Raw genomic sequence first — 23,900 nt, forward strand, 5'->3', positions numbered from 1 at the left:
TATTATACAGCAAGAGAAGCATTTCGGCTTGTATTTACTACAAAATATATGAACTTTTCAAGGTGCTATAGACAGGCTTTTGACCCCAATATCATTATATGTCAATAGGATGTTTACATTTGTGCTTCCCAGAAGGCAATCGCTTCATTCAGCCATCCTTCCGCCACCGTGCCGGTTCCCAGCCCAAACCCGTGGGGCAGTCCGGGATAGTGGTGAAACTCGGTGGGGATACCCAGGGCGCTCATGGCGTCCAGGCGGCGCTGCATGGTGCGCCAGTTTGCGATGCCATCGCTTTCTCCCACACAGGCGAAGGTGGGCGGGTCGTTTTCCGTATAGTCACTGTGGCCGGTGTACTGCATGATAACAGCTCCAGGCTGCGGCAGGTCATTCCCGCCAAAGGCCGCCGGGCCATAGGACCCCAGCCAAGCCGCCATACGGCCTCCGGCTGAACCGCCCCAAAGAGAATAACAGTCGGTGTCCACCTGCAATTCCTCCGCGTGCTCAAAAATAAAGCTGATTGCCCGCGCCAAGTCCTCACAGGCAGTTTGAGCACCAGGACGGTAAATCAAAGCGAAGGCGTTGTAGCCTTGTTTGGAGAGTTCCAACGCATGGGGAAAGCTATCCTGCATGGCTCCCACATAGGCAAACCCTCCGCCCGCGTTGCACACGGCAAATCTGGCTTCAGGGGCACCGCGGAAAAAGAATAATCCGGTATCCTCTTTTGCAGGGTCTTCAGCCTTTTCTTCCTCCGTATAGATGTCGTAGAATACCGTTTCCCCCGCGTTGGCCCTCTGCCACAGGGTATTGACGATCTCCACGGTTTCCTCCGGATCGATGTTGTTGTACCAGGTCAGCTGCAAATTGCCCAAAGTGTCGCCGCTCATATACCAATCATCTACCGGAAAGAGCAATCGTCCATATCCTGCGAAAACCGAATTGTTGATCACATCCTGGATAGAAGTAGATGTTGTAAATGGTCCTGCCATTTGATTTGTGGACGCAAAGCTGTTCAGCTCCTGCTGGGAATCCGACTCATCCAAAAGGTCGGCACCCCCGGCAGGAGGCGATTCCCCGGAAGAGGTTGTCTGTGTCTGTCCATGGGCTGCACATCCCATCAGGCAAAGCAGAATGCAAACTGCAATGGCCAGAATTCCCTGCGCCTTCATCGTGTCACCTTCCTCTCTTTCTTTTCTGATTTCATTATAAAAAAAACGAGACCTCATCAGAAGTCTCGATTCGTTATGCACTATTTACCTTTGGGTTATCACTTGCCGTGCTCCGTCGCCTTTTGCACCGCCCGTAGGAACTGCTTCACCACAGGGGATGGTGATGGGGAATGGAGTAGGCCATAGGGGATGGTATAGTTCCAATCCACCGGGAGGATCTTCAAAAGTGGGTGGACATATTGCCACTTGGGCACTGCCATCAGCACACAGTTGTTGTTTTCGCATTGGTTAAATGCGTTTACATCGTAGAAGTCAAAATCCACAATCTGGATTTGCGGATGGTTCTTCCACAAATCGTCCCGCAGAAGATCTACATAGTGGCTCCAATCCCGGCGCATCAGCATGAATTTCTCCCCGTAGAGGTCCTGTACCGTCAGACGGTCTTTGGTCGCCAGGCGGTGATGGATGGACACCGCCGCACAGATAGGTTCTCTGGAAATTTCCAGCCCGTCGCACTGGCGTAGGTTCAGCATTGTCTCATCAAAAATACCCGCCACCACATCGATGTTCTGTCCCAGGTTGCATAAGATTTCTCTGGCGTTCTCGGGTGTGTTGTCAAAGGGCACAAGCTGGAACTTGGTACCAGGGCAATCCTCCTGCAACTTGGGCCACAGATCCACCAGCACCTGGGCCGGTGTCATAGGGGAAGTGCCGATGCGGATGATGTCCTCGCTCTGTTTCATGGCGTTTTTCGCCCGTGTTACCGAGTCCTTGCAATACTGGATAATGTATTTTGCGTCCTGTGCCAAAGATTTCCCCGCTTCTGTGATTTGTAATCCGCGGTGTGTACGGATAAATAACTGTAAGTCCAGGCTTTCTTCCAGGAGATTGATCTGCTTAATTACCGCCGGAGGGGAAATATATAGCTTTTCCGCAGCTTTATTGAAGCTGCCGCATTCCACGACGCACAGGAAAGTTTCTAATTGGGGGTTATACATGAGGGTTCTCGCTCCTTTCCTTGCGTTTTTTTCTCAAATCGGAAGGCTTTTCTGCGCTTTTGGGAATCATCCAGGAATGTCCAAAACGCATAACACCGTTTATCCTGCTACTTTCACATAATTTTTGAACGCGCCTTTCCGATATATTCCATTTTGAAGCTGCATCCTTTACTGAGATGTATTCAAACATACAAAACCTCTTAGTTTTAGCTATATAGGTTATTATATACGTAAAAACGAACAAAAGCAAGATGGCAAGCGATGCCTGTGGCTATCCAAATAGCCCCACGCGCTTGTTGTGGGAAGTCCCCCAAGCCCCCTTTGGAACACAGATTTTCAATCTGTGGCTGCGCGTTCATCTCCGGCCTAAGAGCCGCCTTCGGCGGTTGGCCTCCGAAACGCTCTCTGCGGAGAGTGTGCGAACGCTTTTGACCGCGACCGGCTCACCGCTGGCCGTGGTCTTTTTCTTTCTGTTGTGGTTCGGTCTGCTCCATCGTCAGGACCCGATCCACATTGTTCTTGACCGTCAGCAGCTCCCGCATGGCGGTGCGGGCCTGCCGGTACTCGCCGTAAGCCGTTTTCTTGTCTGCCAGCAGCTGGGCATACTCGGCCTGAAGCTCCTTGACGGTGGGCAGTTTCTTCACGTTCAGTTCGTTAAAGGCTTCCTTGGCGGTCTGGTGCAGCAGGATTTCTTCCTCGTGTTCCTGCCGGAATTTCTTTGAATACCCGGCCTTGCGGTAAGCCACATAGGTCTCGCGGGTCTTGGCATAGTTGACGATGTGGGTGCGCAGAACGGCGATCTCGGCCATACGCTTCTCGGCGGCCTTGATCTGGTCGGACAGCGCGTTGTAACGAACCGTCGCCTCTGCTGTTTTGGCTTCCAGATCGGCATAATCCAGCAGTCCGTGTTCGGACAGGTAGTTGAGGGTCTGCGCCATCTGTTTGAGGTTGAACACCTTGGCCCAGCGGGCATACCCGGCACCTTTCCCGGCCTGGAGTTTTGCCTGGATGTCCACCAGCAGGTTGACCCTGGGCGTGGCGGCCTGCACAGCGGTTTTCTTACGGGGCGTATGCTCTTTTTGGCCGGAGAGAAATGCCAGTAGATCGTCCAGCGTGTAGCCGTCCCCCAGCCGGTCAAAGCGGACGTTATTGCCCCAGCCCTCCGCGCTGATGGAGATGGTCTTGCCGCGCCGGTGAACGGTAAAACCGTCCTGTTCCAGCAGGCGCAGCAGTTCCTCCAGGTTGCCCGGTTTCTGTGCCAGTGCCCGGTCGATGGCCTGGCGCAGCTGCTCCTTGTGAGAGAGCTTTGCCGCATCGCCCAGCCACTTGTTGTAGCTCTGGCCGCGCCGCTTGGGGGCCTCCACAATGGAGTAGCCGTTCTCGATGCAGATGGTGTCGCTCAGGCGGTGGACGGCACGGGTGCTGCCCCAAAAGTTGCGGAACTTCCGGTCACAGTCCAGGTTGACCGAACTCCAAATGATATGATTATGGACATGGGCCTTGTCAATGTGGGTACAAACGATAAAGGCGTGTTTGCCCTTGGTGAACCGCTTGGCAAATTCTACACCGAGCCGGTTGGCTTCCTCCGGGATGATCTCCCCAGGGCAGAAAGATTGGCGGACATGGTAGGCGATTACATCATCTGCGCCCCGGACCCGTCCGGTGGCGGCGATATACTGGCGCTTGGTCAGCATGAACTCAGCATCGGCCACGCGACTGTCGCACTCATAGCCGGTAATAAGCCTGCCGTGGTCAGTTTTTTGCGGATTGGCCACATAGTCGATGATTTCGCTGATGGCACGGCTCTCTGTCCGGCCCTTGCCGACGTGCAGCGGCATGATGCGGGTGGTAGCCATGATTTTCCCTCCTTCCAAAAAGTGGGCAGCCTCAGCTGCCCACCCGATCACAATATGAAATGATTTTTTTCTTTTTCCGGCTGGCATACCGCAGCGTTGTGGCAGCGCCGCCCCAGTCATGGAGAACATAGGCCACCACCACATCGGCGGACTCTACCATCCAGCGGTTTCTGTGGGAAATCGCAAAACGGCGCGGCACAGTTTCCAGAGGCGGATACACGGTGCTATCATAGCCGGAAGTGTCCTTTGTGGTCTCAAGATAAGCCAAAACAAGGATCATCTCGATTTGCGGATACCGTTTTTTCTGCGCTCTCAAAACAGACGCCGCCAAATTGTCAAAGGCTCCATAGCCGCCAAGATAAAATGTGGTCGCACCTTGCTCGATAAGCACCTGTGTTATTGTGTAGAGCCATTCTGTCACTTGTTCGATCTGCACGACTTGCGCATGACCGCAAAAGGTTACGTTCATAAAAACACCCCTGTACCCATCATACTGCAAATACGCCGGTTGGTACAGGTACAGGGACTAATTTTCGCGCACCTGCCCCTATAATACTTTTAGTACAGGGACAGGGACGGTGAGCGAAATTGAAGCTAAATCAAGCGGTCAGCAGACGCCTTTCAGAATTGCTGGATGAGCGGAAGATGACGCAGTATCAGCTGTATATGAAAAGCGGCGTCCCCAAGTCCACCATCGGTAACATCATCAACTGCTCTTACGATTCCGTAAAGCTACGGATCATCCATGAAATGTGCCAGGGGCTTGGCATTGGTTTAGATGCCTTTTTTGATTCGCCCCTGTTTCAAGAAGAAAGCCTTGATCCCTAAAACCTTCGGCATTTTTGGCCGAAGGTTTTCTTTTTGCCTTTATAGAAGCCCCCTCCCCGGTTCAAATTCCAGGAAGGGGGCTTATGGCAGTGTCGGTTTTAACTGAAACGGGCAAACAGCTGTCGCACCGCAGCCATGATCGTATCCCAGCCAAGGTCAGACGCATAGGAAAATTTCTTTTGGTAGGCCGCCCACAAATCCTGCATGACCGGGCTGTTCTCCACTTCATCAAAAACCTCGGCGGCCTCGGCCAGATGGCGCTCGGTGCCGCGCTTGTGGGATGTCGCCAGCAGCGCGTCATGGAGAATGTGCGGGTCCAAGGTGTTGCCGTAGAGTTGTTGCAGAATGGCGATGTCGTAAAAATCTCTCATACGGGTGTTGGTCGTAGTCCGGGTGATGATAGTCTCCAGTTTTTCAGCCAGCACGGTCTCCAGGGTATAGGCCCAAACGTCGATGGAGCGGTCCTCCAGCATGAGCTTGAAGCTGTACCGCACCTCTTTGGGGGTTATGGCGTCGCCGGTGGAAATGTCGATTTTCAGCGGGGTACGCACCCCGTCAAAGAGCGTTGTCATCGTCACCCGGATGCCGGGATATTCCGCTTCATCCATGATTTCGGAAATGCTTTTCACCTGGAAGGTAACGCCGTCATCGATGGGAACAGCGATGATCTCGGCCATCATGTTCTCCACATCCTCCACGCTGACGTTGGCCCCCTTGACCGTTGCGTCCAGGTCCATCGTAGAGCGGGCGTCCAGACCGACCATCGCGGCCACCAGCATCCCGCCTTTGAGGATAAATTTGTCCCGGTAGGACGAGAGGGAAATGCGTTCCAGAAAACGCTCCATCATGTAGTTGCGCATCAAAATCTGCGCATCCGCAGCATTTTTCTTTGAAAGGTTGCGGATCAAGTCTTTCAGCTGTCTGGCTGTCTTTATCATAGCAGTACCTCCAAATACTGGCGTAAAATCCTCTCGACCCGGAACAGCTTGGCGTAGCGCGTCAGTGTCCGCAGGTCCTTGTCTTTCCGGCGGACATACGCTTTCAGCGCGTCCTGGAATGTCTGCATCTCGATGTGGCTCCGGCTGCGCAGCACGTCACAGATCGTCCTCTCCTTGTCATAGACAGGCACATCGTGACCGAAGGGGGTCTGCGCGGTTGTCAAGCCGACCTCGTGCAGCTCCGCCTTGATGGTAAAGACCTGGACGCCTTCACTTTTAAGCCGGGTCGGGTTGTAGCCCGTCTTGACCGTGATGGAATAGGCCAGCGGCTCCCGGTCAGTCAGATTGTGGAAAAAAAGCGCCGTTTCATGGGAAAAAACCGCCTGCGGACAGCGAAGATGCAGCAGATACATGGCGTCCACCCAGGCGTCCTTGGAAAGATAAATTCCATGCGCCGCCTGTTCCAGTCCACGAGACTGCACGAATTGATAAAAAACAGGCTTTGAAATCCCGGCCGCGAGAACCTGCCCGGTGCGCAGCATCCCGTCCTGGCGTTCCATCAGCTGGTCCAGCTGTTGAAATTGGCTCATGTTCTTCACCTTCCTTTCATGCTAATATTATACGCGAAATCAGCACAAAAGTAAAGTCAAAAAATTGCCGGGCATTCTCTCCCGGCAATTTGCTTTTTTGATTCAGCCATACACCGCATCCTGGATCGCAAAGCGAAGGTCCTGCACCTTGCCCACCAGCCAAGCGGCGGCCATCGGAAGGCCCAGCGGGTTGACCAGGAAGGCGATTACAAGCAGGATCACGCCGTTTTGTACGGAATATGTAACCAAGACTGCCAGCCCCAGCAATCCCACAATGGTACTGACGATCCCCAGCACGAGACTGGACAGGTACAGAACTCCCATGCAGAGCCATACGAACAAGGTCAGCGCCAGCACAACAGGTGCGGCCAACAGTTTCAATAAAAATCTCATTTCAACGCCTCCTTCTGTTTCAGGTATTCCTGACGCACCTGTTCTACCTTTTGCCTGCCTTTATCATCCAGATCATCCATTTCAGCTTTTCTTAAAATCAGATATTCCTGATAGCCGGTAGCTGCGTCCAGAAGTTTATCAAACAATTTCTCCGGCGTAGGACAACACGTTACCTCGGACCAATCCTGCCCCGCATGATCCCAAAGCATGACCGCATAGCCGTGACGGGTTGGTACAGCTTCTATCGCCTGATCTTTTGCCAAATAGTCAGCAAAAATTTTCAGCACCATTTCGTTTGTCAACATACAACTCAGCTCCTTGTGTGTATCTCCTTATCTCTGTATCTATTCTACCCGCTTTTCAGCAGAGTCTGCAACGATACGGGCAAAGAAAAAAGAGGGAGGCCCGGCGCAGCTGCACGCACACGCCGGACCTCCCTCACAGCTGGGACGTATGCCCCTGTCAGGACAGTTTTGCCAGCTGGGTCAATACCTGATGCACCCCATCCCACAAAGCCTCCTGCCGCCGGGTTATATCCTCCAGGTCGGCGTCGTAAATGCGCCCGGTTTCATGCGCACGGCGGGCCAGCTGGTTTAAGTTGTTGCTGGAATAGCGCATCAGGGAGACCAGCTCCTTCAGCTCCGGCAGTTCCAGGCGCACCACATAACCGTCCAGGGCCATCTTGCGCAGATAGGCTTCCCGGTTCTTTGTCCCCAGCTGGGCCATCTTCTGTTCGATCAGCGCCAGTTCTTCCGGCGAGACCCGGAAGTTCAGCTGCACCTCCCGCTTGCGCTTGGGGGCGCTCACCGTTCCGGCTCCTTTTTCTTATGGATGGGGGATTTTTTCTCCGGCTTTTCAGCAGGGCGCGGCTCCTGTTTCAGCTGGCGGCGGACCGAGGGGCGTCGCTGGCGCAGCTCCTTGGAGCGGTCCTCGCTGGCCAGGATGGTGACATAGGTGCCGGGCAGGTCCTTCATGCCGGTGATCGCCAAACTGCGAAACGGCAGCAGCGCCATCAGCTGGTCGTGGGCCTGGGTGCCTGCGCGGGCCAGAAAGTCCGGCGAAACGCGGGCCATGTAGTGGGTGCCGTGGGGGCTGTTGGGCGTATCCGGCGCACGAAGCTCCTGCAAGAGCCGGGCGGCCTCGGCGTGGATTTCCTCCGGCGTCAGCGGCTGGAGCCGCAGATAGTCCTGCCGCGCCTGGCTTAAGAACAAATCGACCAGGCCGGAGTGGCTGTCCACCACAAAGTCCAGGTTGCGTTCGCCGCCAAAGCCGTCCGGGTTGGATGGGATGTCCACCGTCTTGGCCCACGTCTTGTTGGCCGGGCTGAAACGCTCATCCCACTCTTTCTGCTGCACGGTGTTTGCCAGCACATAGAGAGTGCGGGTGTAGCCGAACTGCTCGATCACCTGGGGTACCGCGTCCTTGTCCAGCCGGTTGTCCCGGTAATGTTCCGAAATGGACGCCTCGATGGCCTCCTTGCAGGCGATGTTGGCGCGGCGGGACGCCCGGTACAAATCCAGGTCGCCCTGTTCGCGGGCATAGGCGGCGTCGTGCCGGTAGAGCGGCAGTTCCCGCTGGGTGTCCAGCGCCGCCTCGGCCCGCTGCTCGATGCTGTCCCGCACCACATCCATGTAGGAAGTCTCCCGGTCAGAAAACTCCTGGTAGACGTCGGCCAGCGGGGACGGCGACGCCAGCAGCGCGGCGGCCCGGCTTTGGGGCAGGTCCAGCTCCTCCATCGCCATCAAAATATCCTCCCGGACCGTGTACTCATAGGTATGCTTTAGAATTTCCTCCGGGGGCTGGCTTTTCAGCCAGTCCCGGAACTTGTCCTGTTCGGCGGCCATCTTCTCATAGAGGGCCGTATTTTTATCGGTATTCATATCATCTCGCCTCCTGTTCGTGGTGTTTGGGTTTCTTTTCGGGGCTGCGCGGCGGCACCGGGCGTTTCAGCCCTTCCAGCACCGAGGGGCGGCTGCTCTTGGCAAGAACCGCTTCCGGCGCAGGGCGGCCCCGGCCGTCCATGTTCAGCAGTACATCCAGCTCGGCCAGCCGGGCGGATTTGTCCCGCAGCTCCTGTTCCTGGGGGAAGGGTTTGCCCACTTCGGCCTTGGCGGCGGCCTGTTGCTGGTAGAGATTGTCCAACTGGTTCTTCACCGCCTCCAGCCGCTGGGGCATCTGACCGAGTGCATTGTCGATGCGGGTGAGGTTTCCGCGAGGGTCGGTGCCGAGGGTCGCCCGGTGGGTCATCTGGCCTTTCAGCAGGAGCATATACTCCTGCCGGAAAGCGTCAAACGACACCGACATGGCGAAGCCCCGGTAACTGCCCACTGGCACCGGGTCGGTCCCTTTGACCTCCTTGCAGGCGTCCAGCAGCGCGGCCCCAGCGTTTTCCTTGTCGGTGAGGGTGTCGCCACGGACTTCCATCCCGGCAAAGCCGTCCTCCGGGTGGGGATGGGCGGCCAAGGTCGCCATATCGGCTTCCAGTCCGGCGATAAACCCCTTGTTTTTCTCGATCTCCTCCGGGAAGGTTTTCAGTAGCTGGTCCTCCAGGCGGTACTGTTTGCTCTGGTGGTCGGCCTTCATCAGCTTTAACCGCGCCACGTCCACATCCAGGTCCATGCGTTCCTTGATGCGCGGGTCCCCGGCGCACAGCGCCTTGATCTCGGCAAAGGACAGCGCCGTTTCGTCCACATCGTCGCAGCTTCGCACCGGCGATTTGGAGGTCATGATCTGGCTGATGAATTTCTGTTTGTTTTCCACCGTACTTGGTACATCCGTTGTTTGTTTTTGGGTCTTTGATTTCTCTATATTTAATTCTGCGGGCTTTTCCGTATCTGGGCCATCCAGATACGGGTTTTCCGTATCTGGTGAAGCCGTATCCGGCAGGGGCGTATCCGGCGCTTTGGGCTGGGGCTGCTCGTAGATGACATACTCGGTGTCGCTGATGCGGCCCTGCCGGTCCCGCATCTGGTGCCGGACGATGTACCCGGCAGCTTCCAGCTCCCGCAGCGCCCCGCCGATGGCGTCCACACCCTCCTTGCAGATTTTCGCAAGTCCTCTGGTGGTGTAGTTCCAATCCTCCGGCAGGGACAGCATCATGGACAAAAGTCCCTTGGATTTCAGTGACAGCGCCTTGTCGCGCAGGTGATGGTTGCTCATCACGGTATAATCACGGGTCCGTTCAATGCGAAAAACGGCCATTTGCTTCACTCCTTCCAGTGTTCATGGCATGAAAAAAGCCGCAATCTTCAAAAAGACTGCGGCGGTCAGGTACGGTATTTCCGGCTTCGCCAGGAATACGGCGGCTTCGGCACAGGGGGCCGGGTAAAGGTGTCCTGCGCGGTGCCAAAGGGCAGGCGCTGCATCACCCGGTCGATCTCGGTGCTTTCCATGTCATGCTGGGATTGGCAGTGTTCGCGGATGGCTTCTTCAATGTCTCTAACGGTACACATAGTTCATTCCTTTCTTGGCAAGTGGTTGGTTTACGGGTGGCGGCGCTTTTTCTTCGGCTTGAAGTCGATGATGTGCCCCTCGACAACGTGGGCATGGCGCTTAATTTTGATCTGCTGGCTGCGCTGGGCATCCAGGGCCTGCCGGTAGCCGTCTTCGGTGAGAAACAGGCGAACCTCGTCGCCGGGGCTGCCGTAGGGAGTACGGGGCTTGCGGACCGCAAACTCCACCATCCAGCGGGTGCTGTCCTGAAACCGCTCCACAGCCAAAATGTTATGTCCTTTCAGCTCTCTGGCTGAAATATCCCTCATAGGCGGCTCCTTTCTCAGCGTTCGTGCTGTTGCTGGCGCTTGCGCTGCCACTGTTCCAGCAGCTTGATGATGGTCTCCTGCATCCGGGCGGGGGTGTAGCTCTTTGGAAAATACTTGCGCAGGGTGTCGCTGGTGAAGGTGATCTTGTCCAAGTCGCTTTTCTTTTCCTCCCCCATGATGACCCGCATCATGTCGAGGGTCAGGTGGCCCTCCTGGCTGTACTTTTTCAGCCGCTGGGCCTGGGAGAGCGACGGCGTGGCCTGTTCGCTGTCCATCGCATCCAACAAATCCACCTGTTCCTCTTTTTTGAGGAAGGACAGCTCATAGGCCGGATTGAAGGCGATTTTCTTCTCATCCACCATGTCCAGCAGTTCGGGAATCAACTCGGTGAGGCGGATGTAACGGGAAATCTGGTTGCGGCTTTGCCCAACCTGTTCGGCCAGAATTTCTCTAGACTCCTTACCGGCCAACTTCCGCCCAACTTGGGCGGAAGTTAAATCCATACGTTCACCCTGATGGCGCATGGCCTCCAGCTTCATCTTATAAGCAAAAGCCCTCTCGCTGGGGAGCAGGCTTTCCCGCTGCAAATTGCTGTCAACCATGATGATGGTGGCCTGGTCGTCGTCCAGGTCTCGAACAATGACCGGCATGGTATCCTTGCCAGCCAGTTCGCTGGCCCGGTGTCGCCGGTGCCCGGCCACCAGCTCATAGCCGCCGTTCGGGTCTGGTCGGGCGATGGCCGGGACCAACACGCCATACTGCCGAATACTGTCGGCGGTCTCCATCATGGCCTCGTCATCCTTGACCTTGAAGGGGTGATCCTTGAACGGGTGCAGCTCGGACAAGGGAATTTCCAGAATCTTCTCCCGCTTGGCGTCGGCGCGGCTTTCCTCGGTGGAAAACAGGTCATCGACCGATGCCAGCTCTACTTTTTTCGCGCTGCTTTTCAAGTTTTATCACCTCCCGCGTCAGATTTTTGTAGGCTTCCGCCACCTTGCCGCCTGGGTCGTGGGCGAAGATGCTCTTGCCCTCGGCGCTGATCTCCTTGGCCCGAACGGAGTGGGGTATCTCAGTGCCGAACACCTTGATCTTGCTGCCGTAGGTCTCCCGCAGCAGGGCGGCGATCTCTTTGGCAAAGTTGGTGCGGTTGTCCACCATCGTCAGCAGGATGCCGTCGATCTGGAGCTTGGGGTTCAACTGCCGCTTGACCTTGTTGATGGTGGACAGCAGCTGCTCCAGGCCCTTGGCTGGCAGATACTCCGCCTGGACAGGGACTATGATCCTGTTGGCGGCGGCCAGCGCGTTGACCGTGAGCATCCCAAGGGAAGGCTGACAGTCAATCAGGATATGGGAATACTGTCCCTTCACGGTGTCCAGATACTGCCGCAGGATGGTCTCGCGGCTCATGGCGTTCACCAGCGATACCTCCATGCCGGAGAGCTGAATGTCGGCGGGCATCAGGTCCACGCCCTCCGGGTGGTGCAGGATGCCCTCGCCGGGACGCAGCGGCTCGTCCATGAGGATGCGGCCCATCGCATCCGATAGGGTGAAAGGCAACTTGTCCGGCTGGGGGTTGCCCAGGCTGATGGTGAGGCTGGCCTGCGGGTCAGCATCCATCAACAGCACCTTCTTTCCGGCCTGGGCCAGCCCTATCCCTAAGTTGGCGCAGGTGGTCGTTTTGCCAACGCCGCCCTTCTGGTTGGCAACGGCGATGATTTGTGGGTTCATCGTATTTCACCTCGTTTCTGTTTGTTGTGTTTGGTTCTGGAAATAGAAAAAGCCGCCACTACTTTCTTGAAAAAAGAGTGACGGCTTTTTCTGATCCCGGAACGTAAGTCCCCGGAAATGCAAAAAGCGCCCAGCAGGTACACTGAGCGCTTTCGCAATAAAATCATATTCATTTGTTCAGATTTGGTCAAACTCTGCCAAACCCATCAGATAAAAAACAGGCTTTGAAGGCGCGGAAAGGGCACATCTCCAAAGGCCCAAAATCGGCCTTCGGTTATCCTATTTGGTAACCACTTGGCCCTCTTTTTGGCCTGATTTTTGCCGGTTATCCACTTGGTAACCACTATAAATTGGATGAAAATGGGTCAAGTTTCATCAAACCGTATCAAACCATATCAAAGGAAAAAGCCCGGAAAACCGCGATTTTCCGAGCTTTTTGACCGAGTTTGATAAAGTTTAGCGCTTGCTGAACTGCGGAGCACGACGAGCGGCTTTGAGGCCGTATTTCTTTCTCTCTTTCATACGCGGATCACGTGTTAAGTATCCGGCTTTCTTTAATGTCGGTCTGTAGTCAGCGTCTGCTTTTAACAAAGCTCTGGAAATACCATGACGGATAGCTCCGGCCTGGCCTGTAAAACCGCCGCCGTGAACATTAACTAATACGTCAAATTTGTCAGTTGTGCTTGTAGCCTCAAGAGGCTGACGAACGATAACTTTCAGTGTCTCAAGACCGAAATAGTTATCAATATCTCTTTTATTAATGGTAATGTTACCTGTACCTGGTGTCAGGTATACTCTGGCAATACTTTTCTTTCTTCTTCCGGTTCCGTAATATTTTACTGCTGCCACGGTTATTCTCTCCTTCTAATTAAAACTTTTCTGGCCTTCACGTTCTCTCTGGCCCTTTAAGTGTTGTAACAGGGTGATATGTCCAAACTTTCAAAAGTTCTGTTTCACCGCTGCTCTTAATTAATAGTTGATTTCAAGGACTTCCGGTTTCTGAGCCTCATGTCCGTGTTCTGCTCCGGCGTATACATGAAGCTTTGTGAACATCTGACGGCCTAAAGGTCCTTTTGGAAGCATTCCTTTAACGGCAAGATAAATAACGTCTTCCGGTTTTTTAGCCATTTTCTCTCTTAAGGTCATTTCTTTCATACCGCCAACATAATCGGAATGTCTGTAATAAACCTTCTGATCCAGCTTTTTACCTGTAACTTTGATCTTCTCAGCATTTATAACGATCACATAATCACCGGTGTCCATGCTCGGTGTATATGTTGGTTTGTTTTTTCCTCTTAATACTTTAGCAACTTCAGAAGCTAAACGTCCTAATGTATGTCCGGTAGCGTCTACTACATACCATTTTCTCTCAATTGAAGATGCGGTTGCCACATAACTTTTCATGATTGAACCTCCTCGTGGTAAATCCATTCTCTGACATAAACTTTGTGTTAATTGTATCTTATATGATTGAAATACTGCCTCCGGGGCTTTGGTACGCAGTACCCATAAACATATCGTCACAATTAATTATTATATGGTATTGTCCCGTGTGTGTCAAGAAAAATTTATCAAATTTTTACATTTTAGTTTACTATTCACAGTCGATTTGAAGCAGGAACCTCCACCAGATGAGCAATCATAATCTGGGGCAGCAGCGTTAAAGCCTGCAAAGCAGGCAGGATTGAGAATACAGCGTGGAGGGGACTGTAAATAGTAACATTTCAGTTCGACCATCAGGGATTCCCTGCTCTAAAAACCCCGGCCCCGTCAAAATCCGGGATAAAACTTTCTGTGGCAGTCTCCCCCTCCTGGATAAAAGCATTGGTCACCCCAAGATCAAGAGCAAAGCGGATCAGCTTATCATAAGACTTCTTCCGGACTTTACGGCCAAGCTCCGGGTAACGGCTGTCCAGTGTGGGCAGCGGGGTATACTGGTTCATGAGACTGATATAAATCTGATCTTTCCACGTCTCATATAAATACCGGACAACTCTGCGGGAATCCAGCAGGCAGCCCGGAAGGAGCAAATGCCGGACAATGACCCCCTTTACCATACGCTCCCCGTCAAAAACAGCTTCCGGTACCTGGCGCACCATCTCCGCCAAAGCATCCTTCGCCCTCTTAAAATAGTCCGGTGCTTTGGAGTATCTGGCCGACAGAGATTCGTCCACATATTTAAAATCCGGCAGGTAAATATCCACATAGCCTTCCAGCATTTTTAGCGTCTCCACTGTCTCATAGCCGCTGGTGTTGTAAACAACCGGAAGATTTAACCCCTGATCTTTAGCTATGTCCAGAGCTTCAAGGATCTGAGGGACAAAATGTGTTGGTGTCACAAGATTAATATTCCACGCTCCCTGAGCCTGGAGATCAAGAAAAATCTCCGCCAACCGCTCTACAGATACCTGCCAGCCCTTTTTCTCAGTAGAAATATGATAATTCTGGCAGAAAACACACCGCAGCGTACATCCGGAAAAAAACACGGCCCCGGAGCCATTCTTGCCGCTAAGGCAGGGTTCCTCCCACATATGGAGTGCCGCCCTGGCGATCACCGGCTGGTCAGGCATCTGACAAAATCCCAATCCATTTTTTCGGTCTGCCTGACAGCCCCTTGGACACAGGACACAGCCATCAGACCCAGTTATTTTACTCATGGCTTTTTTAAACCTTCTTTGTAACATATCTCTACAAGAGTCAGTCCGTGAGCCGGAGCTGTAGGTCCGGGGATCAGGCGCTGGCTGCTCTCAAGAACTTCCCGGATATATTCTGGTGATTTTTGCCTGAATCCCACTTTAAGGAGGGCTCCCGCAATGATCCGCACCATATTGTAGAGAAATCCATCCCCTCTGATCGTCAGAGTGATCATATCCCCCTCTTTTTCAAGCTTGAGATCATACACTGTGCGCACTGTATCCTTCACACTTGTTTTTGTGGAGGCAAAGTTTTTAAAATCGTGAGTGCCGCAAATATAAGCGGCTCCCTGCCTCATTGCCTCAAGGTCCAGTCGCTGGGGAACAAAATAACTGTAAAGCCGCTGACAGGGCAGAGGAATCCTCCGATTGAGTATTTTGTATTCATAGGTTTTGGACACCTTCTGATATCTGGGATGAAAATTCAGCGCCACCTCCACCGATTTCTGAATAACAATATCTTTTGGCAGCCGCTGATTCAAAGCCATGGCAAAACGATCTTCCGGAATGGACATATGGGTATCAAAGACGGCCACCTGCCCCAGAGCGTGGACTCCGGAATCTGTACGGCTGGCCCCAGTGAGCATGACCGGCTCTCCCACAAGGTCTTCAATGGCCCTCTGCAGGACGGACTGGATACTGACGCCGTTGGGCTGAACCTGCCATCCGCAGTAGTTGCTCCCGTCATAGGCAATGACCAGCAAAATGCGCCGTAGAACCGGCGCATCTGTTGGTTGTCTGTTCTTCATAAAATTTTCTTCTTCCTTTCATTTTCAGGCTCAGATCACTATCTCTGGCCCAAACCACTTACAGATACGAACCTCTGATAAGCCCGCCTATAACTGGCCGGACATCTTGCCGAAACGTTTAAAGCCCCAGGCGGGCAAAGATCATGGTCTGAATCGGATCAAAAAAGATATTCAGCAAAATTATGGCAATAATGTAAATCAGTATCACTATATAAGCCACATAATCCCGGCTGTAATATTTTAAAGGCTTCATCTTTGTCCGCCCCTCACCGCCGTGATAACACCTGGCTTCCATGGCCATAGCCAGATCGTTGGCCCGGCGGAACGATGATATAAACAGGGGAACAAGGACAGGCACAAGACTTTTGGCGCGTTGAAAAATATTTCCGCTTTCAAAGTCAGCACAGCGGGCCTGCTGAGCTTTCATAATCTTATCAGTCTCTTCCATTAATATAGGAATAAACCTGAGCGCAATGGACATGATCATGGCGATTTCATGGACAGGCACATGAATTTTCTTTAAAGGCCCCAGACCTTTTTCCATGCCGTCTGTGAGATGGTTGGGCGTAGTGGTCAGCGTCATAATGGATGAACCGAGGATAAGATAGGTCAGACGTATGGCCATTTTCAGGGCCATAACAATACCTTCCTGGGTAATACGGATAAACTGCCACTGGAATACCGCTGTTCCAGGCGTCAAAAACAGATTCAGCACTGCTGTAAATATTAAAATAAAAAAGATGGCTTTCAGACCTTTGAGCATAAACTTTATGGGAACTTTAGATAAACGAATCAGCCCGGCCAGGCACAGAGTTGCCAGCACATAGCCGGCCAGATTGCCGATACAAAAAATCATAATGATAAAAACCACAGTCCCTACCAGTTTCACTCTCGGATCCAGGCGGTGGATTACCGACGGCGCCGGGTAATACTGGCCAATAGTTATATCACGCATCATGGCTGTATCACCTCGCTTCCCTCATTTTTCTTTCCCAGAGCTGAAAGTATCTCCGACACAGCCTCCCTGATCGTTGTAGCGTCCGGATCTACTTTATAACCCTCCTGAGCCAGACGGTGCATCACATAAGTCACCTGAGGCGCCGCCAGCCCAATCCGCTCCAGCTCCACATAATGTTTAAACACCTGGGCCGGCGTCCCTTCCATAAAAACACTTCCCCGGTTCATAACAACCAGGCGGTCCACATATTGGGCCACATCTTCCATACTGTGGGATACTAAGATCACCGTCATATGTTCTTCCCTGTGAAGTTTGGAAATCTGCTCCAAAATATCATTGCGCCCCTTAGGGTCTAACCCTGCCGTCGGTTCATCGAGGATCAGCACTTCCGGCTTCATAGCCAGCACTCCGGCGATGGCAACCCGGCGTTTCTGTCCACCGGAAAGTTCAAATGGTGACTTCTGCCAGTGCTTTTTCTTCAGCCCCACAAGCCTGAGGGCCTCCCTGGCTCTGGCCTCGCACTCATCTTTGGAAAGGCCCAGATTATTAGGGCCGAAACATACATCTTTAAACACAGTCACTTCAAAAAGCTGATGTTCCGGATACTGAAAGACAAGTCCCACTAATGCTCTCAGTCCCCGGAGATTAAACTGAGATTCATAAATATCCTGCTCATTATAATAAATACGTCCACTTGTTGCCCGGATCAGACCGTTAAGATGCTGGATAAGTGTGGACTTTCCCGAACCGGTATGGCCGATCAGACCGATAAATTCCCCATCTTTAATTTCCAGATTTATATCCTTTAAAGCCTGCTTGCAAAAAGCACTGTCAGGGCTGTATACATAATTCACATTTTCAAGACGGATCGACATGGGCATCCCCTTCTTTCTTCTGTGCGTTGCTGATCTCAGGTCTTTTGACATTCTCCAGAGCCTGAACAAATTCGTCAATGGTCAGTATGCCGTCCGGCAATGGCACACCGGCCTTTTTTAGTTCATAGGCCAGCTCTGTCACCTGGGGAACGTCCAGCCTGAGGGACTTTAACATCTCCACCTGGGAAAAAATCTCCCTCGGCATTCCATCCATGACAATCTTCCCATCGTCCATAACAAAAACTTTATCCGCCAGGATCACTTCATCCATATAGTGGGTGATCAGTATCACCGTAACTCCCGACTCTTTGTTCAGCTTCCGCACCGTTTTTAAAACTTCTTTGCGCCCGTTAGGGTCCAACATAGCAGTAGGCTCGTCCAGAACAATACATTCCGGCCGCATGGCCATCACTCCGGCAATGGCCACGCGCTGCTTCTGCCCACCGGACAGCTTATTGGGGGAATGCTGACGGTACTCCGTCATCCCTACAGCCTCCAGGCTTTCATTGACCCGCTGCCAGATCTCATCGGTAGGCACGCCGATATTTTCCGGACCGAACCCCACGTCCTCTTCCACAATACTTCCGATGATCTGATTGTCCGGATTCTGAAAGACCATACCGGCGGTCTGGCGGATATCCCAGACCTGGGACTCATCCCTGGTATCCATATTTTTGATCCACACTGCTCCCCCTGTAGGCAGCAGAAGGGCGTTCATATGCTTTGCCAGAGTCGACTTCCCGGAGCCGTTGTGGCCTAAAATGGCGATGAAATCACCGGCGGAAATATCCAGATCCACGTCGTCGATGGCTCTGCTGACAGTCTCCTCGCCGGTCTCATCATCCTGAGTAATATAATCATAGATTAAATGAGCGGCTTTTACTATATTCACAAAATATCAGTCCTTCTATCATAGTTCATTGCACAATTATACACTATCCCAACTTTTCAGGCAACGGGCAGTTCCATTTTTTTGTTCCTGGCCAGGGTAAATCATTGCTGTTCACTCTGTGAATAGAGGTTGGAAATCACCGTTACTGTTCGCTCCGTAAACAGTAACAAGCACCGCGCAGACTGTTACTATTCACAGTCCCCTCCACGCTGCATTCGCAATCCCGCCTGCTTTGCAGGCTTTACTTGACAGCCGTCAGATCTGGGGCTTAAAATTAAGAAAAAACCTTTGGGAGGCTTAATTTCATGGAACAAATGTCTATTTTTGATTATGATAACCACCCATCCATAGCCCCTCTGGCAGACCGGCTGCGCCCGAAAACTCTGGACGATTTCGTGGGGCAGACTCATCTAGTGGGACCCGGATGTATTTTGCGCCGTCTTATTGAGCGGGATGAAATTTCCTCCATGATTTTCTGGGGGCCGCCAGGGGTTGGAAAAACAACTCTGGCACGGATCATCGCTCACCAGACCCAGGCGGATTTTGTTGATTTCAGCGCCGTGACCAGCGGAATTAAAGAGATACGCGAAGTGATGCAAAGGGCGCAAAACAGCCGCTATATGGGCCAGCGAACCCTTCTTTTTGTGGATGAGATCCACCGCTTTAATAAGGCCCAACAGGACGCCTTTCTTCCATATGTGGAAAAAGGAAGCATTATTCTTGTGGGCGCAACCACAGAAAATCCCTCTTTTGAAATTAACGCTGCTCTGCTCTCCCGGTGCAAAGTCTTTGTGTTAAAAGCTCTGGAAGAAAAGGATCTGATGAAGCTCCTGGAACACGCCATAAAAAGTCCGGAGGGCTTTGCCAGCCAGAATGTTGAGATTACTCAGGATCAGATGGCGGTCATCGCCCGCTTTGCCAACGGGGATGCCAGAACAGCCTTAAATACGCTGGAGATGGCGGTTTTAAACGGTGAACTTTCCCCGGAAAAAATCACAGTCACCGATGAAGTCCTGGCCCAGTGTACCAGCCGCCGTTCCCTTCTCTACGATAAAACAGGCGAAGAACATTATAATATGATCTCCGCCCTCCACAAGTCCATGCGCAACAGTGACCCGGACGCTGCCGTATACTGGATGTGCCGCATGCTTGACGGCGGGGAAGATCCCCTTTACATTGCCCGGCGTCTGATTCGTTTTGCCAGTGAGGACGTGGGGATGGCAGATCCCCAGGCCCTGTCTGTGGCCGTGGCCGCCTATCAGGCATGCCATTTCAACGGTATGCCTGAGTGTGACATCAACCTGACCCAGGCCGTGGTCTACCTATCCATGGCCCCAAAATCCAATGCCCTTTACGTCGCCTGTGAGGAGGCCAAAAAAGATATAAAGAAAATGCCGGCGGAGCCGGTTCCCCTTCACATTCACAACGCTCCCACAAAGCTGATGAAAAATCTCCATTACGGCGAAGGTTACCAATACGCCCATGACACCAAAGAAAAGCTGACAAAAATGACCTGCCTTCCAGACAGGCTCGCCCACAGGCAGTATTACCGTCCCACCCATGAAGGCCAGGAGGACAATACGGCCAAAAAGCTGGAACAGATCCGGGCCTTTAAAAATAATTAAAGACCGTGAGGGAAACAGAGAAAAACTGTTTCTCTCACGGCCTTATATCATACCCTTATTTCTGGATTTAATTCCAATAGGTTCCCTGGATCAACTGACTGTTGATCTTATCCAATTCATCGTCAATAATGGGATCAACTCCCTCAAAAATCGCACCCGGACCACCGTAGGTGAGGCATGGAATAAAATGTCCGCCGGGAAGGTATTCCCTGCAGGCCCGGTCCACTTCCTTCCGGATCACCTTTTCATCGGGATCTTTATGGTCTACTACAGAGGCGTCAATGCCGCCCATGAGAATCATGTTTCCTCGAATCTCCTTCTGGATCTTGGGAATATTATTCTGCGGCAGCGCCCCCTGCCAGATATCAATGTGGATGTCCTCCAGGTCAGAGGCAACCTTTTCCAGATGACTGTCCGCATGATGCATCACAAATACCCCCTGATCATGGAGGTAACCGTAGAGTTTTTCATAGGCCGGCTTAATAAATTCCCGCCAGATTTCCGGACTCATAAACAGATTATTTTTTGCTCCCCAGTCGTCGTGGAAAAGCATCATATCCGGACGGACATTTTCCACAAGCATTTTAAAATGCCTCAGCCTGAAATCAGTCAGGTAGTCGATAAGATCATGCATCTCTTCCGGCTCCAGCAGAAAGTCCATGAGAGCATTCTCAAAGCCCAGAAGATTATGGAGCAGTTCAAAAATACCGATGGGCGAAAATCCCAGCGCGATTTTACCCTGGGCATGGATCTCCTCTTTCTGTTTCAGCACCCCTGTATAATCAAAAGCCTGTCCCTCAATATCCGGCGCGATAACTTTTTCCCGCCACTGGGTAATATCCGGGCACACTAAATATTCCTCCCCCTCAAGGGGCATAATTCCCGGCTGATCTTCTTTCCAGGACAATGTTACGCCCCAGGCGTCTTTCACTGTGGCTCCCTGGCGCGCCGGGGTAATAAAAGCGCTGATGGGATCCCAGAGCATAGCAAAAGGCTCCCATGCCCGTACCAGACCCTCCACAGGCTCACCGGCCAGCATGGCCAGAACTTTCTCTTTTTCTGTCATGACATATACCTCCTCTGTACCCCTGAGATATTGAAAGATCTTCAGGGGATCTTAAAACTATTATAATGGAAATAGCTTTCCACGTAAACACTCTTTTAAAATAGAATTCATTTTGCAGATTTCTCCAACGCTGGATGGTCTTTCTTTTCCACCCCATGCAGTGATTGCTAAAGATGATCGTTTTTTATATTGCCGGAAATATGTTTTCCTGTGATAATCGAATAGGAGAAAATTCCTCTGTTTCTGTCCGTCAGGTCAGAGGTTTGCCTACAGCTTCCTCCAGATTCCACCTCACGATGGACACCCTTGCTGTTCAGCTATGTGCTTCGTCGTTGCCTACGCGCACTCGGGACTTTCACCCGTTAGAGCCCGCCCATGGCGGGCGAACTAAAAAAGAACCACAGCCTTTACAGCCATGGTTCTTTTATTATAACCGATAATTATACTAACTCAATGAGTACTTCCATTGCAGCGTCGCCTTTACGCTGGCCAATCTTCACGATACGTGTATATCCGCCTTTACGGTCTGCGTACTTAGGAGCGATCTCATCAAAGAGTTTCTTTGTAAGGTCAACAGATTTTGTGTTGGCTTTCTTCTGGGCAGCTTCCTTTGGAACATCTGTCACAGGGTAGAGAACTTTCAGCATCTGTCTTCTTGCATGAAGTCTGGAAGCGTTGTCCTTCTGGATCTGCTTCTCAACAGTATCGAATACTGTCACTTTCTTGCCGTCAACAACCTCTTTTACTCTCTTGCCGTCTTTATCTTTACGAGCAACCTTTGCCTGTACTGTTACTGTTTCGTAGTTATCTTTTTCTTTCACAGCAAGGGCAATAAGGCCTTCAGTAATTCTTCTGATCTCTTTGGCTTTAGCCTCAGTTGTACGAATCTTTCCATGATATAAAAGATTTGTCACCTGATTTCTAAGCAAAGCTTTTCTCTGATTGGAAGTTCTTCCAAGTTTTCTATAGCCTGCCATGGTGTATCCTCCTTCTTCACCTTTATTCGTCGCTTGGATTTAACTGAAGTCCCAGTTCTTTCAGTTTTGCCAGGACTTCCTCTAATGACTTACGTCCAAGATTTCTGACTTTCATCATATCTTCAGCAGTTCTGTTGGTCAATTCTTCAACTGTATTGATACCTGCTCTCTTGAGACAATTGTAAGAACGAACAGACAATTCCAGTTCATCAATATTCATTTCCAGAACTTTCTCTTTTTCATTGTCCTCTTTTTCTACCATGACTTCCGCGGTCTTGGCATTTTCGGAAAGATCAATGAACAGATTCAAATGCTCGCTTAACACCTTCGCTGCCAGACTGACAGCTTCATCCGGCGCTAAAGTACCATTTGTGTAAACGTCTAATGTCAGCTTATCAAAATCAGTGATTTGACCCACACGAGTATTTTGCACTGTAAGATTTACTCTTTCTACTGGTGTATAGATGGAATCTACCGGAATCACACCGATCGGCAAATCTTCTTTTTTATTTTTATCAGAACTTACATAGCCTCTGCCCTTTGTGATGGTCAGTTCCATGTAAAGTCTGCTGTCGGCTCCGCTTAATGTAGCGATCACCTGATCCGGGTTGAGGATCTCAATATCCGGGTCTGTCTGGATATCAGCCGCAGTAACCACACCTTCGCCTTCAAACTCAATGTAGGCAACTTTCGGCTCAGACGTCTCGCTTGTATTCTTAATTGCCAGGCTCTTAATGTTCATGATAATCTCTGTCACATCTTCCTTGACACCGGGAATAGAACTGAACTCATGAACAACCCCGTCAATTTTGACATGGCTGACTGCCGCACCCGGCAAAGAAGAAAGCATGATCCTTCTTAAAGAATTACCAAGTGTTATTCCATAACCTCTCTCCAGAGGCTCAACGACAAAACGGCCGTATCTATTATCATCTGAAATCTGTGCAATCTCGATTTTCGGTTTTTCAAAGTCAAACACTCTAGGGCCCTCCTTCTTTGGGTTAATTGTTGATTGAGGGTAATATAAACTTTGGCATGACAACTTTCTCATGAGGCCGCGCCCCACCAAAAAGCTCAGTGTCACTATGCCGCCATCGGGCCGTACAGTGACAGATTCTGCCCTGCACGTCTGCACATAAGCTGCCTTATAGGAAAGAATCCCAACAGCATCTTATGTACATCCCTGCACTGCTCATGCCCTATGCGCATATTATTTAGAATATAACTCGACGATAAGCATTTCGTTTACTGGAACGTCGATCTGCTCTCTTGTAGGCAGTTCTTTAACGGTACCGGAAAGCGCTTCCTGATTAGCTTCAAGCCATTCCGGAACAAGTCTTGCGCCTGCTACTTCAAGAATGTCTTTATACCGCTGAGATGTTTTGTATTTTTCACGGATCTCAATAACATCTCCGGCCTTAACTAAGTAAGAAGGAATGTTTACAGTTTTTCCATTCACACTGATATGTTTATGACCAACGATCTGTCTGGCCTCTTTACGTGTTCTCGCGAAGCCAAGTCTGAAAACAACGTTGTCCAGTCTGCTCTCAAGCATGATCATAAGGTTCTCACCAGACTGGCCTTTCATACGGCTGGCTTTCTCATAATAGTTTCTGAAAGGTTTCTCTAATACGCCGTAGATGAATTTAGCTTTCTGTTTTTCCTGAAGCTGCTGACCATACTCGCTTTTTTTACGAGTTCCGCGGATCAACTGTCTATTGGATTTTTTATCTACACCCAGATAAATCGGATCAAGTCCAAGACTTCTGCATCTTTTTAATACTGGGACCATATCTCTTGCCATATC

At 51.5% G+C, this 23,900-nt stretch carries 28 protein-coding genes and 2 pseudogenes; 2 read left to right on the forward strand and 28 right to left on the reverse strand.

Annotation, left to right across the window (positions count from 1 at the left end; genetic code table 11):
- Positions 1-113: 113 nt before the first annotated feature.
- The 5 genes from HNP82_RS14425 to HNP82_RS14445 form a co-directional block, all read right to left on the reverse strand.
- On the reverse strand, positions 114-1,166 hold the full coding sequence (locus HNP82_RS14425; protein ID WP_183775810.1) for an alpha/beta hydrolase: 1,053 nt from the start codon (positions 1,164-1,166) through the stop codon (positions 114-116).
- A 98-nt stretch (positions 1,167-1,264) separates the two neighbouring features.
- Entirely contained in the window at positions 1,265-2,164 is a 900-nt protein-coding gene (locus HNP82_RS14430; RefSeq protein ID WP_183775812.1) for a LysR family transcriptional regulator, read from the reverse strand.
- Complete coding sequence (locus tag HNP82_RS14435; protein ID WP_183775814.1) at positions 2,157-2,354, reverse strand: MerR family transcriptional regulator; 198 nt, start codon at positions 2,352-2,354, stop codon at positions 2,157-2,159. The genes HNP82_RS14430 and HNP82_RS14435 overlap by 8 nt, the downstream gene beginning before the upstream one ends.
- 253 nt (positions 2,355-2,607) lie before the next feature.
- Entirely contained in the window at positions 2,608-4,020 is a 1,413-nt protein-coding gene (locus tag HNP82_RS14440) for a relaxase/mobilization nuclease domain-containing protein (RefSeq protein ID WP_183775816.1), read from the reverse strand.
- A gap of 31 nt (positions 4,021-4,051) precedes the next feature.
- Positions 4,052-4,489 (reverse strand): hypothetical protein, encoded by a 438-nt coding sequence (locus HNP82_RS14445; RefSeq protein ID WP_183775818.1) that lies wholly within the window; start codon positions 4,487-4,489, stop codon positions 4,052-4,054.
- Positions 4,490-4,647: 158 nt separating this feature from the next.
- Between HNP82_RS14445 and HNP82_RS14450 the strand changes: the two genes are divergently transcribed.
- Positions 4,648-4,848 (forward strand): helix-turn-helix transcriptional regulator, encoded by a 201-nt coding sequence (locus HNP82_RS14450; protein ID WP_279288929.1) that lies wholly within the window; start codon positions 4,648-4,650, stop codon positions 4,846-4,848.
- 98 nt (positions 4,849-4,946) lie between these two features.
- Here HNP82_RS14450 and HNP82_RS14455 read toward each other — a convergent pair whose 3' ends face one another.
- The 19 genes and pseudogenes from HNP82_RS14455 to HNP82_RS14540 all read right to left on the reverse strand — a co-directional run bounded on the left by HNP82_RS14455 (position 4,947) and on the right by HNP82_RS14540 (position 18,425).
- Positions 4,947-5,786, reverse strand: a complete 840-nt coding sequence (locus tag HNP82_RS14455; protein WP_183775822.1) for a nucleotidyl transferase AbiEii/AbiGii toxin family protein — start codon at positions 5,784-5,786, stop codon at positions 4,947-4,949.
- Positions 5,783-6,376, reverse strand: coding sequence for a type IV toxin-antitoxin system AbiEi family antitoxin domain-containing protein (locus HNP82_RS14460; protein WP_183775824.1), 594 nt, complete (start codon positions 6,374-6,376; stop codon positions 5,783-5,785). Before HNP82_RS14460 ends, HNP82_RS14455 begins: the two co-directional genes overlap by 4 nt.
- 102 nt (positions 6,377-6,478) lie before the next feature.
- On the reverse strand, positions 6,479-6,769 hold the full coding sequence (locus HNP82_RS14465; protein WP_183775826.1) for a CD1845 family protein: 291 nt from the start codon (positions 6,767-6,769) through the stop codon (positions 6,479-6,481).
- Positions 6,766-7,074: a hypothetical protein gene (locus HNP82_RS14470; protein ID WP_183775828.1), complete on the reverse strand. Its 309-nt coding sequence runs from the start codon at positions 7,072-7,074 to the stop codon at positions 6,766-6,768. Before HNP82_RS14470 ends, HNP82_RS14465 begins: the two co-directional genes overlap by 4 nt.
- A 157-nt stretch (positions 7,075-7,231) precedes the next feature.
- Positions 7,232-7,576, reverse strand: a complete 345-nt coding sequence (locus HNP82_RS14475; protein ID WP_183775830.1) for a plasmid mobilization protein — start codon at positions 7,574-7,576, stop codon at positions 7,232-7,234.
- Positions 7,573-8,649, reverse strand: coding sequence for a DUF3849 domain-containing protein (locus HNP82_RS14480; RefSeq protein WP_183775832.1), 1,077 nt, complete (start codon positions 8,647-8,649; stop codon positions 7,573-7,575). Before HNP82_RS14480 ends, HNP82_RS14475 begins: the two co-directional genes overlap by 4 nt.
- Position 8,650: 1 nt before the next feature.
- Positions 8,651-9,532, reverse strand: a pseudogene (locus HNP82_RS18700) (SNF2-related protein); the annotation flags it as partial.
- Positions 9,530-9,970: pseudogene (locus tag HNP82_RS18475) on the reverse strand (helix-turn-helix domain-containing protein); the annotation flags it as partial. The pseudogenes HNP82_RS18700 and HNP82_RS18475, both read right to left, overlap by 3 nt.
- A gap of 65 nt (positions 9,971-10,035) precedes the next feature.
- Positions 10,036-10,221 (reverse strand): hypothetical protein, encoded by a 186-nt coding sequence (locus HNP82_RS14490; RefSeq protein ID WP_183775834.1) that lies wholly within the window; start codon positions 10,219-10,221, stop codon positions 10,036-10,038.
- Between the two features lie 30 nt (positions 10,222-10,251).
- Positions 10,252-10,530: a DUF5720 family protein gene (locus HNP82_RS14495; protein WP_007045875.1), complete on the reverse strand. Its 279-nt coding sequence runs from the start codon at positions 10,528-10,530 to the stop codon at positions 10,252-10,254.
- A 14-nt stretch (positions 10,531-10,544) separates the two neighbouring features.
- Positions 10,545-11,480, reverse strand: a complete 936-nt coding sequence (locus HNP82_RS14500) for a ParB/RepB/Spo0J family partition protein (protein WP_183775836.1) — start codon at positions 11,478-11,480, stop codon at positions 10,545-10,547.
- Positions 11,437-12,258, reverse strand: coding sequence for a ParA family protein (locus HNP82_RS14505; RefSeq protein ID WP_183775838.1), 822 nt, complete (start codon positions 12,256-12,258; stop codon positions 11,437-11,439). The genes HNP82_RS14500 and HNP82_RS14505 overlap by 44 nt, the downstream gene beginning before the upstream one ends.
- A gap of 456 nt (positions 12,259-12,714) precedes the next feature.
- Positions 12,715-13,107 carry a 30S ribosomal protein S9 gene (gene rpsI, locus HNP82_RS14510; RefSeq protein WP_183775840.1) on the reverse strand — a complete coding sequence of 131 codons (393 nt, stop codon included), beginning with the start codon at positions 13,105-13,107 and terminating at the stop codon, positions 12,715-12,717.
- A gap of 120 nt (positions 13,108-13,227) precedes the next feature.
- Entirely contained in the window at positions 13,228-13,662 is a 435-nt protein-coding gene (rplM, locus tag HNP82_RS14515; RefSeq protein ID WP_183775842.1) for a 50S ribosomal protein L13, read from the reverse strand.
- A 332-nt stretch (positions 13,663-13,994) separates the two neighbouring features.
- A complete protein-coding gene (locus tag HNP82_RS14520) occupies positions 13,995-14,915 on the reverse strand; it encodes a radical SAM protein (RefSeq protein ID WP_183775844.1) in 921 nt (306 codons plus the stop codon).
- Positions 14,912-15,700, reverse strand: coding sequence for a tRNA pseudouridine(38-40) synthase TruA (gene truA / locus HNP82_RS14525; RefSeq protein ID WP_183775846.1), 789 nt, complete (start codon positions 15,698-15,700; stop codon positions 14,912-14,914). Before truA ends, HNP82_RS14520 begins: the two co-directional genes overlap by 4 nt.
- A gap of 118 nt (positions 15,701-15,818) precedes the next feature.
- Positions 15,819-16,658, reverse strand: coding sequence for an energy-coupling factor transporter transmembrane component T family protein (locus HNP82_RS14530; protein WP_183775848.1), 840 nt, complete (start codon positions 16,656-16,658; stop codon positions 15,819-15,821).
- Positions 16,655-17,533 carry an energy-coupling factor transporter ATPase gene (locus HNP82_RS14535; RefSeq protein ID WP_183775850.1) on the reverse strand — a complete coding sequence of 293 codons (879 nt, stop codon included), beginning with the start codon at positions 17,531-17,533 and terminating at the stop codon, positions 16,655-16,657. Before HNP82_RS14535 ends, HNP82_RS14530 begins: the two co-directional genes overlap by 4 nt.
- Positions 17,517-18,425, reverse strand: a complete 909-nt coding sequence (locus tag HNP82_RS14540) for an energy-coupling factor transporter ATPase (protein ID WP_183775852.1) — start codon at positions 18,423-18,425, stop codon at positions 17,517-17,519. The genes HNP82_RS14535 and HNP82_RS14540 overlap by 17 nt, the downstream gene beginning before the upstream one ends.
- A 305-nt stretch (positions 18,426-18,730) precedes the next feature.
- On the opposite strand from HNP82_RS14540, the gene HNP82_RS14545 reads away from it, so the two are divergent.
- A complete protein-coding gene (locus tag HNP82_RS14545) occupies positions 18,731-20,050 on the forward strand; it encodes a replication-associated recombination protein A (RefSeq protein ID WP_183775854.1) in 1,320 nt (439 codons plus the stop codon).
- Positions 20,051-20,117: 67 nt separating this feature from the next.
- Here the strand turns inward: HNP82_RS14545 and HNP82_RS14550 are convergent, their stop codons facing one another.
- From HNP82_RS14550 to rpsD, 4 genes are all read right to left on the reverse strand, one after another.
- Positions 20,118-21,116 (reverse strand): uroporphyrinogen decarboxylase family protein, encoded by a 999-nt coding sequence (locus HNP82_RS14550; RefSeq protein ID WP_183775856.1) that lies wholly within the window; start codon positions 21,114-21,116, stop codon positions 20,118-20,120.
- A 440-nt stretch (positions 21,117-21,556) separates the two neighbouring features.
- Positions 21,557-22,093, reverse strand: coding sequence for a bL17 family ribosomal protein (locus HNP82_RS14555; RefSeq protein WP_183775858.1), 537 nt, complete (start codon positions 22,091-22,093; stop codon positions 21,557-21,559).
- Positions 22,094-22,115: 22 nt separating this feature from the next.
- Complete coding sequence (locus HNP82_RS14560) at positions 22,116-23,072, reverse strand: DNA-directed RNA polymerase subunit alpha (protein WP_183775860.1); 957 nt, start codon at positions 23,070-23,072, stop codon at positions 22,116-22,118.
- A 231-nt stretch (positions 23,073-23,303) separates the two neighbouring features.
- Positions 23,304-23,897, reverse strand: coding sequence for a 30S ribosomal protein S4 (gene rpsD, locus HNP82_RS14565; RefSeq protein ID WP_183775868.1), 594 nt, complete (start codon positions 23,895-23,897; stop codon positions 23,304-23,306).
- Positions 23,898-23,900 lie beyond the last annotated feature (3 nt).

This window comes from Catenibacillus scindens (assembly GCF_014202115.1).
GTDB lineage: Bacteria > Bacillota > Clostridia > Lachnospirales > Lachnospiraceae > Catenibacillus > Catenibacillus scindens.

Excerpts from the sequence above, each read along its gene's own strand:
- HNP82_RS14490 (WP_183775834.1), bottom strand. The coding sequence starts at position 10,221 with ATGTGTACCGTTAGAGACATTGAAGAAGCCATCCGCGAACACTGCCAA.
- HNP82_RS14545 (WP_183775854.1), top strand. The coding sequence starts at position 18,731 with ATGGAACAAATGTCTATTTTTGATTATGATAACCACCCATCCATAGCC.
- HNP82_RS14455 (WP_183775822.1), bottom strand. The coding sequence starts at position 5,786 with ATGATAAAGACAGCCAGACAGCTGAAAGACTTGATCCGCAACCTTTCA.
- HNP82_RS14555 (WP_183775858.1), bottom strand. The coding sequence starts at position 22,093 with ATGGCAGGCTATAGAAAACTTGGAAGAACTTCCAATCAGAGAAAAGCT.
- rplM (WP_183775842.1), bottom strand. The coding sequence starts at position 13,662 with ATGAAAAGTTATGTGGCAACCGCATCTTCAATTGAGAGAAAATGGTAT.
- HNP82_RS14470 (WP_183775828.1), bottom strand. The coding sequence starts at position 7,074 with ATGTTGACAAACGAAATGGTGCTGAAAATTTTTGCTGACTATTTGGCA.
- HNP82_RS14535 (WP_183775850.1), bottom strand. The coding sequence starts at position 17,533 with ATGTCGATCCGTCTTGAAAATGTGAATTATGTATACAGCCCTGACAGT.
- HNP82_RS14520 (WP_183775844.1), bottom strand. The coding sequence starts at position 14,915 with ATGAGTAAAATAACTGGGTCTGATGGCTGTGTCCTGTGTCCAAGGGGC.
- rpsD (WP_183775868.1), bottom strand. The coding sequence starts at position 23,897 with ATGGCAAGAGATATGGTCCCAGTATTAAAAAGATGCAGAAGTCTTGGA.
- HNP82_RS14445 (WP_183775818.1), bottom strand. The coding sequence starts at position 4,489 with ATGAACGTAACCTTTTGCGGTCATGCGCAAGTCGTGCAGATCGAACAA.
- HNP82_RS14480 (WP_183775832.1), bottom strand. The coding sequence starts at position 8,649 with ATGAATACCGATAAAAATACGGCCCTCTATGAGAAGATGGCCGCCGAA.
- truA (WP_183775846.1), bottom strand. The coding sequence starts at position 15,700 with ATGAAGAACAGACAACCAACAGATGCGCCGGTTCTACGGCGCATTTTG.
- HNP82_RS14495 (WP_007045875.1), bottom strand. The coding sequence starts at position 10,530 with ATGAGGGATATTTCAGCCAGAGAGCTGAAAGGACATAACATTTTGGCT.
- HNP82_RS14430 (WP_183775812.1), bottom strand. The coding sequence starts at position 2,164 with ATGTATAACCCCCAATTAGAAACTTTCCTGTGCGTCGTGGAATGCGGC.
- HNP82_RS14465 (WP_183775826.1), bottom strand. The coding sequence starts at position 6,769 with ATGAGATTTTTATTGAAACTGTTGGCCGCACCTGTTGTGCTGGCGCTG.
- HNP82_RS14435 (WP_183775814.1), bottom strand. The coding sequence starts at position 2,354 with ATGTTTGAATACATCTCAGTAAAGGATGCAGCTTCAAAATGGAATATA.
- HNP82_RS14460 (WP_183775824.1), bottom strand. The coding sequence starts at position 6,376 with ATGAGCCAATTTCAACAGCTGGACCAGCTGATGGAACGCCAGGACGGG.
- HNP82_RS14530 (WP_183775848.1), bottom strand. The coding sequence starts at position 16,658 with ATGATGCGTGATATAACTATTGGCCAGTATTACCCGGCGCCGTCGGTA.
- HNP82_RS14550 (WP_183775856.1), bottom strand. The coding sequence starts at position 21,116 with ATGACAGAAAAAGAGAAAGTTCTGGCCATGCTGGCCGGTGAGCCTGTG.
- HNP82_RS14440 (WP_183775816.1), bottom strand. The coding sequence starts at position 4,020 with ATGGCTACCACCCGCATCATGCCGCTGCACGTCGGCAAGGGCCGGACA.
- HNP82_RS14425 (WP_183775810.1), bottom strand. The coding sequence starts at position 1,166 with ATGAAGGCGCAGGGAATTCTGGCCATTGCAGTTTGCATTCTGCTTTGC.
- HNP82_RS14505 (WP_183775838.1), bottom strand. The coding sequence starts at position 12,258 with ATGAACCCACAAATCATCGCCGTTGCCAACCAGAAGGGCGGCGTTGGC.